General features: G+C 62.2%; 18 protein-coding genes and 1 pseudogene. 4 read left to right on the top strand and 15 right to left on the bottom strand.

Annotated elements, in window-relative coordinates; translation table 11 throughout:
* Window positions 1-59: 59 nt before the first annotated feature.
* Window positions 60-590: pseudogene (locus tag ACIOMR_RS07075) on the top strand (thiazole synthase); the annotation flags it as partial.
* A 9-nt stretch (window positions 591-599) separates the two neighbouring features.
* Window positions 600-1325 (top strand): tRNA (guanosine(46)-N7)-methyltransferase TrmB, encoded by a 726-nt coding sequence (gene trmB, locus ACIOMR_RS07080; RefSeq protein WP_003213778.1) that lies wholly within the window; start codon window positions 600-602, stop codon window positions 1323-1325.
* A 143-nt stretch (window positions 1326-1468) separates the two neighbouring features.
* Here trmB and ACIOMR_RS07085 read toward each other — a convergent pair whose 3' ends face one another.
* The 9 genes from ACIOMR_RS07085 to ACIOMR_RS07125 all read right to left on the bottom strand — a co-directional run bounded on the left by ACIOMR_RS07085 (window position 1469) and on the right by ACIOMR_RS07125 (window position 8208).
* The gene (locus ACIOMR_RS07085) at window positions 1469-1792 is read right to left on the bottom strand and encodes a DUF3392 domain-containing protein (RefSeq protein ID WP_003213776.1); all 324 of its coding nucleotides are present in this window, start codon (window positions 1790-1792) and stop codon (window positions 1469-1471) included.
* 19 nt (window positions 1793-1811) lie between these two features.
* Window positions 1812-3014 carry a radical SAM family heme chaperone HemW gene (hemW, locus tag ACIOMR_RS07090; RefSeq protein WP_401193106.1) on the bottom strand — a complete coding sequence of 401 codons (1203 nt, stop codon included), beginning with the start codon at window positions 3012-3014 and terminating at the stop codon, window positions 1812-1814.
* On the bottom strand, window positions 3011-3607 hold the full coding sequence (gene rdgB / locus ACIOMR_RS07095; RefSeq protein ID WP_008434161.1) for an RdgB/HAM1 family non-canonical purine NTP pyrophosphatase: 597 nt from the start codon (window positions 3605-3607) through the stop codon (window positions 3011-3013). The genes hemW and rdgB overlap by 4 nt, the downstream gene beginning before the upstream one ends.
* Entirely contained in the window at window positions 3604-4038 is a 435-nt protein-coding gene (locus ACIOMR_RS07100; protein WP_003213770.1) for a DUF4426 domain-containing protein, read from the bottom strand. Before ACIOMR_RS07100 ends, rdgB begins: the two co-directional genes overlap by 4 nt.
* Window positions 4039-4059: 21 nt before the next feature.
* Complete coding sequence (metW, locus tag ACIOMR_RS07105) at window positions 4060-4680, bottom strand: methionine biosynthesis protein MetW (protein ID WP_003213768.1); 621 nt, start codon at window positions 4678-4680, stop codon at window positions 4060-4062.
* 7 nt (window positions 4681-4687) lie between these two features.
* Window positions 4688-5827, bottom strand: a complete 1140-nt coding sequence (locus ACIOMR_RS07110) for a homoserine O-acetyltransferase (RefSeq protein WP_401193111.1) — start codon at window positions 5825-5827, stop codon at window positions 4688-4690.
* 230 nt (window positions 5828-6057) lie between these two features.
* The gene (locus ACIOMR_RS07115; protein WP_003213764.1) at window positions 6058-6645 is read right to left on the bottom strand and encodes a YggT family protein; all 588 of its coding nucleotides are present in this window, start codon (window positions 6643-6645) and stop codon (window positions 6058-6060) included.
* A gap of 24 nt (window positions 6646-6669) precedes the next feature.
* Window positions 6670-7488: a pyrroline-5-carboxylate reductase gene (gene proC, locus ACIOMR_RS07120; protein ID WP_177054919.1), complete on the bottom strand. Its 819-nt coding sequence runs from the start codon at window positions 7486-7488 to the stop codon at window positions 6670-6672.
* 33 nt (window positions 7489-7521) lie between these two features.
* Entirely contained in the window at window positions 7522-8208 is a 687-nt protein-coding gene (locus ACIOMR_RS07125; RefSeq protein WP_008434154.1) for a YggS family pyridoxal phosphate-dependent enzyme, read from the bottom strand.
* A 57-nt stretch (window positions 8209-8265) separates the two neighbouring features.
* Between ACIOMR_RS07125 and ACIOMR_RS07130 the strand changes: the two genes are divergently transcribed.
* A complete protein-coding gene (locus ACIOMR_RS07130; RefSeq protein ID WP_401193115.1) occupies window positions 8266-9300 on the top strand; it encodes a type IV pilus twitching motility protein PilT in 1035 nt (344 codons plus the stop codon).
* Window positions 9301-9415: 115 nt separating this feature from the next.
* Here the strand turns inward: ACIOMR_RS07130 and ACIOMR_RS07135 are convergent, their stop codons facing one another.
* A complete protein-coding gene (locus tag ACIOMR_RS07135; protein ID WP_023659314.1) occupies window positions 9416-10051 on the bottom strand; it encodes a C40 family peptidase in 636 nt (211 codons plus the stop codon).
* 250 nt (window positions 10052-10301) lie between these two features.
* On the opposite strand from ACIOMR_RS07135, the gene ACIOMR_RS07140 reads away from it, so the two are divergent.
* On the top strand, window positions 10302-10730 hold the full coding sequence (locus ACIOMR_RS07140; RefSeq protein WP_003213752.1) for a TM2 domain-containing protein: 429 nt from the start codon (window positions 10302-10304) through the stop codon (window positions 10728-10730).
* A gap of 134 nt (window positions 10731-10864) precedes the next feature.
* Here ACIOMR_RS07140 and ACIOMR_RS07145 read toward each other — a convergent pair whose 3' ends face one another.
* The 5 genes from ACIOMR_RS07145 to ACIOMR_RS07165 form a co-directional block, all read right to left on the bottom strand.
* Window positions 10865-12136, bottom strand: a complete 1272-nt coding sequence (locus ACIOMR_RS07145; protein ID WP_003213750.1) for a dihydroorotase — start codon at window positions 12134-12136, stop codon at window positions 10865-10867.
* The gene (locus ACIOMR_RS07150; RefSeq protein WP_003213748.1) at window positions 12133-13137 is read right to left on the bottom strand and encodes an aspartate carbamoyltransferase catalytic subunit; all 1005 of its coding nucleotides are present in this window, start codon (window positions 13135-13137) and stop codon (window positions 12133-12135) included. The genes ACIOMR_RS07145 and ACIOMR_RS07150 overlap by 4 nt, the downstream gene beginning before the upstream one ends.
* 24 nt (window positions 13138-13161) lie before the next feature.
* Window positions 13162-13668: a bifunctional pyr operon transcriptional regulator/uracil phosphoribosyltransferase PyrR gene (pyrR, locus tag ACIOMR_RS07155; protein WP_003213746.1), complete on the bottom strand. Its 507-nt coding sequence runs from the start codon at window positions 13666-13668 to the stop codon at window positions 13162-13164.
* A 72-nt stretch (window positions 13669-13740) separates the two neighbouring features.
* The gene (ruvX, locus tag ACIOMR_RS07160; RefSeq protein ID WP_003213744.1) at window positions 13741-14178 is read right to left on the bottom strand and encodes a Holliday junction resolvase RuvX; all 438 of its coding nucleotides are present in this window, start codon (window positions 14176-14178) and stop codon (window positions 13741-13743) included.
* A complete protein-coding gene (locus tag ACIOMR_RS07165) occupies window positions 14178-14747 on the bottom strand; it encodes a YqgE/AlgH family protein (RefSeq protein ID WP_003213742.1) in 570 nt (189 codons plus the stop codon). Before ACIOMR_RS07165 ends, ruvX begins: the two co-directional genes overlap by 1 nt.
* Window positions 14748-14763 lie beyond the last annotated feature (16 nt).

The following is a 14763-nucleotide window of genomic DNA, read 5'->3' on the forward strand; positions in this document are numbered from 1 at the left end:
AAACAGAACGCAAAACATAACATCAGAACACACACGATTCATACGACTCCAAATAAGAACTCCGCACCTGCCGCCAGGCCCGTGAGCTGCTCGACGGCCACAACCTGGTGAAGCTGGAAGTGCTGGCCGACCAGAAAACCCTGTTCCCCAACGTGATCGAAACCCTCAAGGCCGCCGAAACCCTGGTCAAGGAAGGCTTCGACGTGATGGTCTACACCAGTGATGACCCGATCATTGCCCGTCAATTGGCGGAAATCGGCTGCATCGCGGTGATGCCGCTGGCCGGCCTGATCGGTTCCGGCCTGGGCATCTGCAATCCGTACAACCTGCAGATCATCCTCGAGGAAGCCAGGATCCCGGTACTGGTGGATGCGGGCGTGGGCACTGCCTCCGACGCCACCATCGCCATGGAACTGGGTTGCGATGCGGTGCTGATGAACTCGGCCATCGCCCATGCGCAGCAGCCGGTCCTGATGGCTGAAGCCATGAACCACGCAATTGTCGCCGGCCGCCTGGCGTACCTCGCCGGGCGCATGCCGAAAAAACTTTACGCCAGCGCCTCCTCGCCGCTGGATGGTCTGATCAAGTAAGAGCCATTGATGACTGAATCAAACGAAACGCCGAACACCCTGGAAGAAGGCGACGAGTCCAAGCACCGCCGCATCAAGAGTTTTGTGATGCGCGCCGGTCGCATGACCGAGGGGCAGCAAAAGGGCCTGGAGCAGGGCACGCCGCTGTTCGTCCTGCCGCTGGCAGACGCGCCGGTGGATTACGACCAGGTGTTTGGCCGCTCGGCACCACGCTCCCTGGAGATTGGCTTCGGCATGGGCCATTCCCTGCTGGAAATGGCCGCGGCTTCGCCGGAGCAGGATTTTATCGGGGTTGAAGTACACCGTCCGGGTGTTGGTGCGCTGCTGAACGGCGTGCTGACTCAGGGCCTGACCAACCTGCGGGTCTACGACTGCGACGCGATCGAAGTGCTCAACCGCTGCATCGCCGACAACAGCCTCGACCGCCTGATGCTGTTCTTCCCCGACCCATGGCACAAGAGCCGCCACCACAAGCGCCGCATCGTCCAGGCTTCCTTCGCGGAACTGGTGCGCAGCAAGCTGAAAGTGGGCGGCATCCTGCACATGGCCACCGACTGGGAACCGTATGCCGAGTACATGCTGGAAGTAATGAACGTCGCCCCTGGCTACCGCAACCTGGCGGAAGATGGCAAATGCGTCCCGCGCCCGGCCGAGCGGCCGATCACCAAGTTCGAACGTCGCGGCGAGCGACTCGGGCATGGGGTTTGGGATTTGAAGTTCGAGAAAGTGGACTGATAAGTCCCAGGCTTGAAATGCAGTAAAAAATGTGGGAGCGGGCTTGCTCGCGAATGCGGTAGATCAGTCGACATTTACGCTGACTGACACACCGCATTCGCGAGCAAGCCCGCTCCCACATTTGTTTTGTGCCGCGCTTAAGGTCAGCGGCGATCCGCCACCACCCCAATCAACACCAGCACCACCAACAACACCGGCGCCAGGCTGTAGTTGTTGAACTGGCTCAACCCGCGAACAATCCACGGCGTGGCATAGATCAGCGCAGCACCGCTGCCGATCATGCACACCAGCGCCATCAGCGGCACGCGCAGCGCACCCGCGATGCTGCCCAGCCGTGCTTCGACCCAGCCCTTGATGTCGGCGCCAAACAGCACCAGCAGGCAGCCTACCAACGCCAGGGAGATTTCCGACAGGTTGCTACGGCTCCAGCGGGATACGGTGGCGAGCAGGTCGAGTACCAGATCCATTTGATTTCCTTAAGAGCAATCAGCTCAAAAACTTCTGCAGCAGGTCATTGAGAAAGAGTTGCCCGCGGTCGGTGGCCGCCAGGCGTGACGGTTCGACCTGCATCAGGCCACTTTGTTCTGCCTCGCGGCGAGCTTCATCGAGGCTGGCCAGTTCGAGGCCGGTACGCTCGGCGTAAAGCCTGGCTTCGACGCCGTCGGTGAGGCGCAGGGCGTTCATCAGGAACTCGAACGGTAACTCTTCGTTGGTCAGTTCTTTCGCGCCGGCCTGGTAGTTTTTCGCCGGGTTGAGGTAGTCCTTCGGTGCCCGGGTTTTCCAGGTGCGCACGATGCGCCCATCCGGATGGCTGAGCTTGCCGTGGGCACCGGCGCCGATGCCGATAAAATCGCCAAAGCTCCAGTAGTTCAGGTTATGCCGCGCCGGCCGGCCCGGTTGGGCGTAGGCCGAGACTTCGTACTGGGCGTAACCGTGTTCGGCGAGCAACGCCTGGCCGGCTTCCTGGATGTCCCACAGGGTGTCGTCTTCCGGCAGCACGGGCGGCTGGTTCCAGAACACGGTGTTGGGTTCCAGGGTCAGTTGATACCAGGACAGATGCGTGGGCTTGAGGGCAATGGCCTGGCGCAGGTCGCCCAGGGCGTCCTCCAGGGACTGATCGGGCAAACCGTGCATCAAGTCCAGGTTGAAGTTGTCGAACCCGGCCTGGCGCGCCATGCCGGCGGCACGCACGGCTTCGTCACCGTTGTGGATGCGGCCCAGGGCTTCGAGTTTTTCCTGCTGGAAACTCTGGATGCCAATCGACAGCCGATTGATCCCCAGCTTGCGGTACGCCACGAACTTCTCTTGCTCGAAGGTACCGGGGTTGGCTTCCAGGGTGATCTCGATATCGCCGGCAAACGGGATGCGCGCTTCCACGCCCTTGAGCAACCGGCCCAGGGCAACGGCGCTGAACAGGCTTGGGGTGCCGCCGCCGAAAAAGATCGAACTCAGCTCACGGCCATACACCGCGTGCAGGTCCTGATCGAGGTCGGCCAGCAACGCGTCGACGTACTCTTCCTCTGGCAGCACCTTGCTGGCGGTGTGGGAGTTGAAGTCGCAATAGGGGCATTTGCGCACGCACCACGGGATGTGGATATACAGCGCCAGGGGCGGCAGGTGAGGCAGGGCCGCCCGAGGTGTTTGCGTGCCACCGAGAATCAGTGGCTGCGCGGAGGTGTTCTGAGTCATTTCAGGCCCAGGCGCTGGCGCAGCAAATCCATTGCGCGGGCGCGGTGGCTGATCTGGTTCTTGTCGGCCGGGCTCAATTCGGCGCTGGAGACATTGCGCTCCGGCACCCAGAACAGCGGGTCATAACCGAAACCGTGCTCGCCGCTGGCCGCGTGCAGGATGCGCCCGTGCCACAGGCCTTCACAGAGGATCGGCAATGGATCATCGGCGTGACGCACCAGGGCCAGCACGCAGACGAACTGCGCGCCGCGCATCGCGTCGGGCACGTCCTTGAGGGCGTCCAGCAGCTTGGCGTTGTTGGCCGCATCGCCTTTACCGTCGGCGTAACGTGCCGAGTAGATGCCAGGCGCGCCGCCCAGGAAGTCCACGGCCAGGCCCGAATCGTCAGCCAGTGCCGGCAGGCCGGAAATACGCGCGGCGTTGCGGGCCTTGAGGATGGCGTTCTCGACAAACGACAGGCCGGTCTCTTCCGGCTCTACCTGGCTGAACTCGCCAATCGAGCGCAGTTGCACCGAGTCGCCGAGCATGGCCTGGAGTTCTTTGAGCTTGCCGGCGTTATGGCTGGCCAGTACGAGTTGAGTAAGGTTCATCATTGCGCCGGAAACAGTTCCTGGTTGAAACTGAAACCGTGGGCTTTGCCACCGGTTTCAACGTTGATGGTGAAAATCTTGGTTTCCTGCTGCGGCACCGGGTACTGGGCGACGTAAAGCGTAGAACCTTTCTGGGTGATTTTCTTGAACGTCAGCATCTCGCTCTTGCCGCCCAGATCCTTGATTGTGCCGGTAACGGTGGCGTCTATCGATTCGACGCCCTTGTTTACGAACACATTGATCATGCCCAGCTCTTTGCTGCGTACGATCCCGGCTTCCTGAGCCATTTCCGGCGTCAGGAAGCTGGTGGTCAGGGTGTTGTAGTGCACCGTGATATCGCCGAATTCTTTCTGACGATTACCATCGATAACATCCGCCGCCATAGCGCTGACGCTCAGGCACGCGGTGAGTAGAAAAACAGCCAGGCGACTCATGATCGTCCTCCTTGAAAATGGTTAGACGGCAATCTGGTGGTCCGTCAGGCCCGGGCTGCTGACCCGGTAGATCCCGATCTCACCCAGCAGGTTGGGCCATAGCTTACTCGCCCAGCCGTGACGATGCTGTTGATCGACGGCAAGGCGGTTGATGACTTTGGCTTCGCGCTCGCCGCACAGCGCTTCGAAGTCTTCAAAGGTGCAGAAGTGGATGTTGGGCGTGTTGTACCAGGTGTACGGCAGGAAGTCCGACACCGGCATGCGGCCCTTGGTGGCCAGGTACCAGCGGCAGCGCCAGTGGCCGAAATTGGGGAAAGTAATGATGCACTGGCGGCCGACGCGCAACATTTCGTCGAGGATCCGGTCCGGGTAGTGCACGGCTTGCAGGGCCTGGGTCATGACCACGATGTCGAAGCTGTTGCTGGCAAAGTTGCCGAGGCCCTTGTCCAGGTCCTGCTCGATCACGTTGATGCCCTTGGCCACGCACTGGGCGATGTTGTCCGGGTCGTTTTCCAGGCCATAGCCGGTGACTTGCTTGTTGTCGCGCAGCCAGCTCAGCAGTTCGCCATCGCCGCAACCCAAGTCGAGCACGCGGCTGCCGGCGGGGATCCAGTCTTGGATGATTTCCAGGTCGGCTCTCATGGCGTTCTCACAGTGCTATTCGGTTCATGTAATTGCTAAAAGCCTGCAAGTAACGCGGGATCGGGATCAGGAAGGCGTCGTGGCCTTGCGGTGCGTCGATCTCCAGGTAGCAGACGTCTTTCTTGGCGGCCATCAGCGCATCCACCAATTCCCGCGAGCGGGCCGGGGAGAAGCGCCAGTCGGTGGTGAACGACATCACGCAGAACTTTGCGGTGGCCGCCTCGAAGGTGCGCGCCAGGTCATCGTCGAAATTCGCCGCCGGGTCGAAGTAGTCCAGGGCCTTGGTCATCAGCAGGTAGGTGTTGGCGTCGAAACGCCCGGAAAACTCCTCGCCTTGATAACGCAGGTAGCTCTCGACCTGGAATTCGACGCTGTGGAAGTCGTAGTTGAGCTTCTCGCTCTTGAGGCCACGGCCGAATTTCTCGCCCATGGAGTCATCCGACAGGTAGGTGATGTGCCCGACCATGCGCGCGAGCATCAGCCCGCGCTTGGGGATCACGCCCGCTTCCTGGAACGAACCGCCGTGGAACTCGGGGTCGGTGAGGATCGCCTGGCGCGCCACTTCGTTGAAGGCGATGTTCTGCGCCGACAGCTTGGGGGCCGAGGCGATGGCCAGGCAATGGCGCACGCGGTCCGGGTAGGTGATGGTCCATTGCAGGGCCTGCATGCCGCCCAGGCTGCCGCCGATCACGGCGGCCCATTGGGCGATGCCCAGAACGTCGGCCAGGCGCGTCTGGCTGTGCACCCAGTCTTCCACGGTCAGCACCGGGAAATCGGCGCCAAACGGCTTGCCGGTTTCCGGGTTGAGGCTGCTGGGGCCGGTGGAGCCGTTGCAGCCGCCGAGGTTGTTCAGGCTGACCACGAAGAACTTGTTGGTGTCGATGGGCTTGCCGGGGCCGATGCAGCTGTCCCACCAGCCGGGCTTGCGCTCGTCCATGCTGTGGAAACCCGCAGCGTGGTGGTGGCCGGACAGAGCGTGGCAGATCAGCACGGCATTGCTGGCCGTGGCGTTCAGTTGGCCGTAGGTTTCATAGATCAGGTCGTAGGCGGGCAGCGAACGGCCGCAGGCCAGGGCCAGCGGTTCGCTGAAGTGCGCCACTTGGGGCACGACCAGTCCAACAGAATCGGGGGGGAAGGCAGTTGGCATCGACCCTGCTCTCGTTTAAATGAGGCGTAAGTCTAAAGACCGCTGCACCCAGCGGCAAGCAAAGGCCTGCGGCTGGTGTTTTTAAGGCTTTTTGTGGCGAGGGAGCTTGCTCCCGCTGGAGCGCGAAGCGGTCCCGGTCCGGTTGCCGCGATTTCGCAGATGCAACGCGGTCGGCCGTTTTGGGGCTGCTGCGCAGCCCAGCGGGAGCAAGCTCCCTCGCCACATTGTTGTCAGATCAGACCGAACAGTTCTTTGGGCATGAATGCGTAGAACGCCAAACGTGGAATCACCCAGCTTTGCAGCAGCTGGATCGCGATAAACGCGAAGATCGGCGAGATATCCAGGCCACCCAGGTTAGGTACCAGGCGACGGAACGGTGCCAGCACCGGCTCAGTGATCTGTGCCACCAGTTCGGCACCCGGGCTGCGGCTGCCCGGAGCGACCCAGGACAGGATCACGCTGATGATCATCGACCAGAAAATGATCTTCAGGAACAGCGAGAAGATCCCGATCAAGGCCCACGGCAGCAACAGCAGTGTGGTGGCCTGATAGCCATTGAGCAGCAGGATGACCGCGAACAGCAGGATCTGCAGCAGCAGCGCCAATACCAGCGACGACATGTCCAGGCCGAACAGGCTCGGGATCACCCGGCGCAGAGGCTTGAGCAGCGGCTGCGTGGCCTTTACCACGAACTGGCACAGCGGGTTGTAGAAGTTCGCCCGCACCAGTTGCAGGATAAAACGCATCAGCACGATCAGCAGGTACAGGCTGCCTAGGGTCTGGATGATGAAAATGGCAGCGTCATTGATTCCGAGCATGTTTGATTCCTATGTGGGGGACGACTATTTGCCCAGCTGCTCGGCCATTTCAGCCGAACGATGTGCTGCGGCACCCAGTGCTTTTTCCACCAGGGCTTCAAAGCCCCCGGCCTGGAACGATTCGATTGCCGCCTGGGTCGTGCCGCCGGGCGAGGTCACGCGACGGCGCAGCTCGGCCGCGTCGACATCGCTGGTCACGGCCATCTGCGCGGCGCCCAGTGCGGTCTGCTCGGCCAATTGCTCGGCGACTTCCTGCGGCAGGCCGAGTTTCACGCCAGCGGCGGTCATGGCCTCGATCAGCAGGAAGAAATACGCCGGGCCACTGCCGGAGACGGCGGTGACGGCGTCCAGTTGCTGCTCTTGTTCCAGCCACACGGCGAGACCTACGGCGGACAGCAGCTCTTGTGCCTGGTCGCGCTGTTGGGCAGTGACTTCGGACGTGGCGTACAAGCCGCTCACACCTTTGCGCAGCAGCGCCGGGGTGTTGGGCATGCAGCGCACAATCGGCTGGGCGCCGAGCCAGTTGTTCATGCTGGCACAGGTGATGCCGGCGGCGATGGACACCACCAGTTGATGGGGCTTGAGGCTAGGCCGCAGGCTTTCGCACACGGCTTTCATGGCCTGCGGCTTGACCGCCAGTACCACCACGTCAACGCCTTCGATCGCTTGTGCGTTGTCGGCGAAGGTTTCGATGCCGTGCTCGGCGCTGACGCGGGCGCGCGTGTCGGCGCCCGGGTCGCTGGCGCGAATCTGTTGTGCTTCCAGGCCCTTGGCCCGCAGGCCGCCGATCAGGCTGGCCGCCATGTTGCCGGCGCCGATAAAGGCAATACGCGTGTTGCTCATGACAGGTCCTTACTCAGATGGAAGTCAGCCATTTCAAGGCTGGCCATAGTCGCGGGCACCAAACAGGGCGGTACCGATCCGCACCCAGGTGGCCCCTTGGGCGATGGCCGACTCAAGGTCATGGCTCATGCCCATGGAAAGTGTGTCGAGCCCCAGGTCGAGGCTCGCTTGCAGGTCGCGCACGGTGGCGAAGGCTGCGTCTTGCTCTGCACGGTCGTCGGTCGGCTCGGGAATCGCCATCAGGCCGCGCAGCTTCAGGCGCGGCAGGGCGCTGATGGCTTCGGCCAGGGCGGGCAGGTCGGCGGGTGTACAGCCGGACTTGCTGGCTTCGCCACTGACGTTGACCTGGATGCAGATATTCAGCGGCGGCAGGTCAGCCGGGCGTTGTTCGGACAGGCGTTGTGCGATTTTCAGGCGGTCCACGGAATGCACCCAGGCGAAGTTCTCGGCGATCGCACGAGTCTTGTTCGATTGAATGGGGCCGATGAAGTGCCAACTCAAGGGCAGGTCGGTTAATTCGGCCTGTTTGCCCAGGGCTTCCTGCAGATAGTTCTCGCCAAAGTCACGCATCCCGGCGGCATAGGCTTCGCGCACGGCCTGTGCGGGTTTGGTCTTGCTCACGGCCAGCAGGTGCACGCTGCCTGCGTCGCGCTGCGCGGCCTCGGCGGCTGCCCGGATCCGCTCGGAAACCAGGCCGATGTTGTCTGCTATGGTCGACATTCAAGTTGCGCCCGTGGATATGGAGTCCGCGGCATTCTACTGGAAATGGAAAGCCCTATGGATATCACTGAACTGCTGGCCGCCGGCGTACGCCTGCGGGCCTCGGACCTGCATCTGTCGGCGGGGTTGGCGCCGATGCTGCGAGTGGATGGCGAGGTCTGGCCACTCGATTGGCCTGTACTTGCGCCGGTGCAAGTGGCGGCGTTGCTCAGCCCTTTGCTGAACAATCACCAGCAAAAGGATTTCGAAACATCTCTTGAAACGGATTTTGCCTTCGAGTTGCCCGAGGTGGCGCGGTTTCGGGTGAATGTGTTCCAGCAGCACCGGGGCATGGGCGCGGTGTTTCGTACCATCCCCTCAACCGTGCAGAGCCTGGAACACCTGGGGTCGGGCGAGGTGTTCCGGCGCATCGCAGACTTGCCCCGGGGGCTGGTGCTGGTCACCGGGCCGACCGGTTCCGGCAAGTCCACCACCCTGGCAGCGATGATCGACTACCTCAACACCCATCGTCGCCAGCACATCCTCACCCTTGAAGACCCGATCGAGTTTATCCACCAACCGAAAAATGCCCTGATCAACCAGCGACAGGTGCATCGCGATACCCACAGTTTCTCGGCGGCCCTGCGTTCGGCATTGCGGGAGGACCCGGATGTGATCCTGGTGGGCGAGTTACGCGATCTGGAAACCATTCGGCTCGCGCTGACGGCGGCGGAAACCGGGCATCTGGTGTTCGGCACGCTGCACACCACGTCGGCGGCTAAAACCGTGGACCGGGTGGTGGATGTGTTTCCGGCGGGGGAAAAGGCCATGATCCGCTCGATGCTCTCGGAGTCATTGCAGGCGGTGGTCTCTCAGGTGCTGGTGAAGAAGGTCGGCGGCGGGCGGGTGGCGGCTCACGAAATCATGCTCGGCACACCGGCGATTCGTAATTTGATCCGCGAGGACAAGGTGGCGCAGATGTATTCGGCGATTCAGACCGGCGGGGCGCTGGGGATGACGACGCTGGACATGAGTTTGAAGGCGTTGGTCAGCCAGGGGCTGATCAGCCGGGAACATGCCCGGGAGAAGGCGAGGGTGCCTGGGGACATTTAAGATCATGATCGTTCCCACGCTCCGCGTGGGAACGCAGCCCGTGACGCTCTGCGTCACAGGAGCGGACGCGGAGCGTCCAGTGAGGCATTCCCACGCAGAGCGTGGGAACGATCAATCAGCGCTGCACAATCCGCAGGTTGTTCTGTTCTTTAGGCAGGACACGCTTGGCAATCACGTAGTTCTTGTCCCAGAACGGCTTCTTCAGCGTATCGATGCTCACGGACTTGCCACGACGCGGTGCGTGGATGAAACGGTCGTTGCCCAGGTAGATGGCAACGTGGTTCACCTGGCGGCTCTTCAGTTTGAAGAACAGCAGGTCACCCGGTTTCAAATCCTTGCGCTCAACCTTCAGCCCGTGGCCGGCGGCCATGGCGTTGGAAGTGCGCGGCAAATCCACGGCTTTTACGTCGTTAAACGCATATTTCACCAAACCACTGCAGTCGAACCCTTTACTTGGGCTGCTGCCGCCCCAACGATAAGGAGTACCGAGCACGTTGACGGCACGGCTGAGGACGTTGCTGCTTTGCTTGGTGTTGACGGCCATCAGCCCTGGCGCCGCATTACCGTGGGCCTTGCTCAGTTGAGTCGGGCGCTTCACGGTCAGCTTTACCGATTTGGCGGAGCTGGTGGTGGCGTGAACTTTAGGGGTGAAACCGTTAACGTTGGGAAGTCGTTGCTCACGATTGGTGGCGTGGGCGGCCAGTGGCATTAATAGGCAAATGGTTAGCCATGTCTTGAAAAATGGTCGCATTAGGCGTGGCTCTTTTTGGTTTGCGCGCAACTTTATAACAGCTTTTTGTGTCGTGCTAAGGCCGTTTGTCGACTGAACCCTGGGGTCAAACTCAGGAAAACCGTGACGAATTGCCGCGATTGTCCTACACAAGTCAGGCGGTATAAGGCTTTGAGGGAAGCGAAGATACCATTTGCCGCATGTCGGGCGCCCGTAAAAAAGTCACAAAGAAACCAGAAATATTTATCTATCGAGGCTAAAGAGGTACTCCATGAACACCTATCGACAGGATGTTTCGCAACAAGACACCCACAGCAAGGTGATCGGCTACCTGCTTTGGATTTTCGGTTTTACCGGTGCTCACCGCTTTTATTACGGCAAGCCGGTGACCGGGACGATCTGGTTTTTCACCTTCGGTTTGTTCGGGATTGGCTGGTTGATCGACTTGTTCCTGATTCCGGCAATGGACCGCGAAGCGGACCTGCGATTTACCGCCGGGCCGATCGAGTACAACGTGGCCTGGATTCTGTTGGCGTTCCTGGGTGTGTTCGGTTTGCACCGCATGTATCAGGGCAAATGGATCAGCGGGATCATTTACCTGCTGACCGGGGGCTTGTTCCTGATCGGGGTGCTGTATGACTTCTGGACGCTGAATACGCAGATTTCGATCCGCAATGCCGAGCGCAACGGCGGCCGTTAAGATTTGTGAAGATCCAAATGTGGGAGCGGGCTTGCTCGCGAATGCGATGTGTCAGTCGACATCTCTATTGACTGACCCACCGCTTTCGCGAGCAAGCCCGCTCCCACATTTACTGTGCCCACTCTGGATTGGATTTAAGCCTGGTAGCTGATCCGCCCATCCACCAAGGTGTACCGCACAGTCGCCGGCAGGCTATGGCCGATGAATGGGCAGTTTTCACCCTTGGACAGCCAGTGTTCCCCGGCAATCGTGGAGCTGGCCGGATCAAACAGCACCAGGTCCGCCGCCGAGCCCACCGCCAGCTTGCCCGCCGGCAGGCGCAGCGCCTCGGCAGGGCCCGCACTGAGACGCGCCAGCAGGGTCGGCAGGTCCAGCAAACCATCTTCCACCAACGTCATTGCCAGCGGCAGCAACAGCTCGACGCTGCTGATGCCTGGCTCCGTCGCGCCGAACGGCGCCAGCTTGGCATCCCGCTCGTGGGGCTGGTGATGGCTGGAGATCGCCGAAACCACCCCGGACTTCACCGCCGCCCGCAAACCGTCACGGTCAGCGCGGGTACGCAGTGGCGGCTGCACGTGATACAGGCTGGAGAAGTCGATCAGCGCCTCATCCGTCAGAATCAGCTGATACAGCGCCACATCCGCCGTCACCGGCAATCCGCGGGCTTGGGCCTGAGCGATCAGGGCCACGCCGCGAGCGCTGGTCAGCTGGCTGAAGTGCGCGCGTACGCCGCTTTGTTCCACCAGCAGCAGGTCGCGGGCCAGGGCCACGGTCTCGGCGGTTTCCGGGATGCCCGGCAGGCCGAGGAAGCTCGCGGTGGCGCCTTCGTGGGCCAGGCCGCCTTCGGCCAGGTCACGGTCCTGGGAGTGGAAAATCACGGTCAGGTCGAAAGTCGCCGCATATTCCAGCGCACGGCACAGGGTGCGGGTGCTGCGAAAGCTCTCCAGGCCGTTGCCGAAGGCCACGCAGCCTGCGTCGCGCAGGGCGATCAGTTCGGCCAGTTGTTCGCCGTCCAGGCCTTTGCTCAGGGCGCCGATGGGGAACACTTTGCAGTTGCCGGCTTCGCGGGCGCGGTCGAGGATCAGTTCGGTCACCGCCGAGGTGTCCAGCACCGGTTTGGTGTGGGGCGGGCAGCACAGGCTGGTCACGCCACCGGCAGCGGCGGCGCGGGTTTCGCTGGTGATGTTGCCCTTGCGGCTGTAGCCCGGCTCACGCAGGGCGACGTTCAGGTCAACCAGGCCAGGCGCGGCGATCAGGCCTTTGGCGTCGATAGTTTCGCTGGCGCTGAAGCCTGCGGGTGCGGCGCCGATGGCAATGATCTTGCCGGCTTCCAGGTGTAGATCGGTGACTTGATCCAGGCCGCTGGCCGGATCGATGACTCGGGCGCCGAGAATGCTGAGCTTCACTGGGCGTTCTCCTGCTCGAATTGACGTTGCGCGGTTTGCCCGCTCATGGCCATGGACAACACCGCCATGCGGATGGCGATGCCGTACGTGACCTGGTTGAGAATCACCGACTGCGCGCCATCGGCCACCGCCGACTCAATCTCCACGCCACGGTTGATTGGCCCCGGGTGCATCACGATGGCGTCCGGCTTGGCGCCGGCCAGGCGTGCGGTGGTCAGGCCGAACAGGCGATAGAACTCGCCTTCGCTCGGCAGCAGGCCGCCCGCCATACGCTCGCGCTGCAAGCGCAGCATGATCACCACGTCCACATCCTTCAGGCCTTCGGCCATGTCGGTGTAGACCTTCACGCCGTACTGCTCGATACCGATCGGCAGCAGGGTCTTGGGGGCGATCACGCGGATGTCCGGGCAACCCAGGGTTTTCAGGGCCAGCATGTTCGAGCGCGCAACCCGCGAGTGCAGGATGTCGCCGACAATGGCCACCGAGAGGTTTTCAAAGCTGCCCTTGTGCCGCCGGATGGTCAGCATGTCGAGCATGCCCTGGGTCGGGTGGGCGTGACGGCCGTCGCCGCCGTTGATGATCGCCACATTCGGGCACACGTGCTCGGCGATGAAGTGCGCAGCACCGGAATCGCCGTGGCGCACCACGAACATGTCGGCGGCCATGGCTTCCAGGTTGCGCAGGGTGTCGAGCAGGGTTTCGCCCTTGCTCGCCGACGAGGTGGACACGTTCAGCGTGATCACGTCAGCCGACAGGCGTTGGGCCGCCAGTTCAAAGGTGGTGCGGGTGCGGGTCGAGTTCTCGAAGAACACGTTGCAGATGGTCTTGCCGCGCAGCAACGGGACTTTCTTCACCGCCCGGCCGCCGACTTCGAGAAACGAGTCGGCCGTGTCGAGGATTTCGGTGAGCAGTTCGCGGGGCAAGCCGTCGAGGGACAGGAAGTGTTGCAGCTGGCCCTGAGCATTGAGCTGCAGCGGGCGCTTGGCATCTAGAGGCGTCATCGCGGGGACTCTTTACAAGGCGGTTTAAAGGGCAAGGTCTTGCAGTTCGAGTTCGAGCGGCGTGGGACCGGACAATTTTACCCGCTGGTGGGCTTCCAGGGACAGGGTGGCGCCGACCACGTCCGGGCTGATCGGCAATTCGCCGGCGTCCAGGTCCAGCAGGCAGACCAGGGTCACGCTGGCCGGGCGGCCGTAGTCGAACAGTTCGTTCATCGCGGCACGTATGGTGCGACCGCTCATCAGCACGTCATCGATCAGCACCAGGTGCTGGCCTTCGATCTCGAAGGGCAGGGCCGAGGGGCGCACTTGCGGGTGCAGGCCGTTCTGGCTGAAGTCGTCACGATAGAAAGACACGTCCAGGGTGCCCAGGGGCGAGTCGCTGCCCAGTTCTTCCAGCAGCGCCTGGGCCACCCACACGCCACCGGTGCGGATGCCGATAAAGCGCGGCTCGCTGATGGCACGGTGTTCCAGGTGCGCCTTGAGGCGGATCGCCATCTGGCTGATCAGGTCGGCGGGATTGGGCAGGCTCATGGGTGCTCCTTCTAGGCCTCGCGCAGGCAAGGTCCGGGCTCAAACGTAAGAAGACGCGGCAAGCCGCGTCAGTCAGGATTCAAATAAAGCGGTGTTTTCATCCAGCCAGCCCTGCAACAGCAGGGCCGCGGCGATGGCATCCACCGGGTTGTCGCGGTAACTGCCTTTCTGCCCGCCACGGTCACGGCGCTCGCCCTTGGCTTCGAACGTGGTCAGGCGTTCGTCGTGGGTATAGAAGGGCAGGTTGTAGCGGCCGTTCAGGCGGCGGGCGAACTTTTCGGCCCGCAGGCACATCTCGCTCGGGGTGCCGTCCATGTTCAGCGGCAGGCCGACCACCACGGCGTCGGGCTTCCACTCCTTGATCAGGGCTTCGACCTGGTTCCAGTCCGGCACGCCGTTCTGGGCCTTCAGGGTGCACAGCTCGCGGGCCTGGCCGGTAATCACCTGGCCGACGGCGACGCCGATCTGTTTGGTGCCGTAGTCGAAACCGAGGATCAGACGCAAGGCCATCAGGCGTGCCCCGCCTGGCTGGTCAGCAGGCTGAGGTTGATCCGCAGCTTGGCGGCGGCCGCTTCCAGGCGCAGTTCGCTGGGGGTGTTGAACAGGATGTCGGCATCGAACGGGCAGGTCAGCCAGGCATTGCTCGCCAGCTCCGCCTCCAGTTGCCCGGCTTCCCAGCCGGCGTAGCCGAGGGTGATCACACTTTGATCAGGCCCCACGCCGTCGGCAATCGCGAACAGGACGTCCTGGGACGTGGACAGGGACAACCCTTCAAGGTCCACGGTCGCCTGGAATTTCGGCCCGGTGGGGTGCAGCACAAAACCCCGGTCCGTCTGCACCGGCCCGCCGATGTAGATCGGTACGTGCTGGCAGCTGGCGGGTGGGTCGATGTCCGGGCGCAGTTGCTCGAGGATATCGGCCAGGTTCAGGTCTTGCGGGCGGTTGACCACCAACCCCATCGCACCATTGGCGGTGTGCTCGACGATGTAGGTCAAGGTCTGCGCAAAGTTCGGGTCGGCCATATGGGGCATGGCGATCAGGAATTGGTGCTTGAGGTAGGTCGGGCTGACATTTTTCATGTCCGCTAGTGTGGCG

Source organism: Pseudomonas sp. NPDC087814, assembly GCF_044742865.1.
GTDB lineage: Bacteria > Pseudomonadota > Gammaproteobacteria > Pseudomonadales > Pseudomonadaceae > Aquipseudomonas.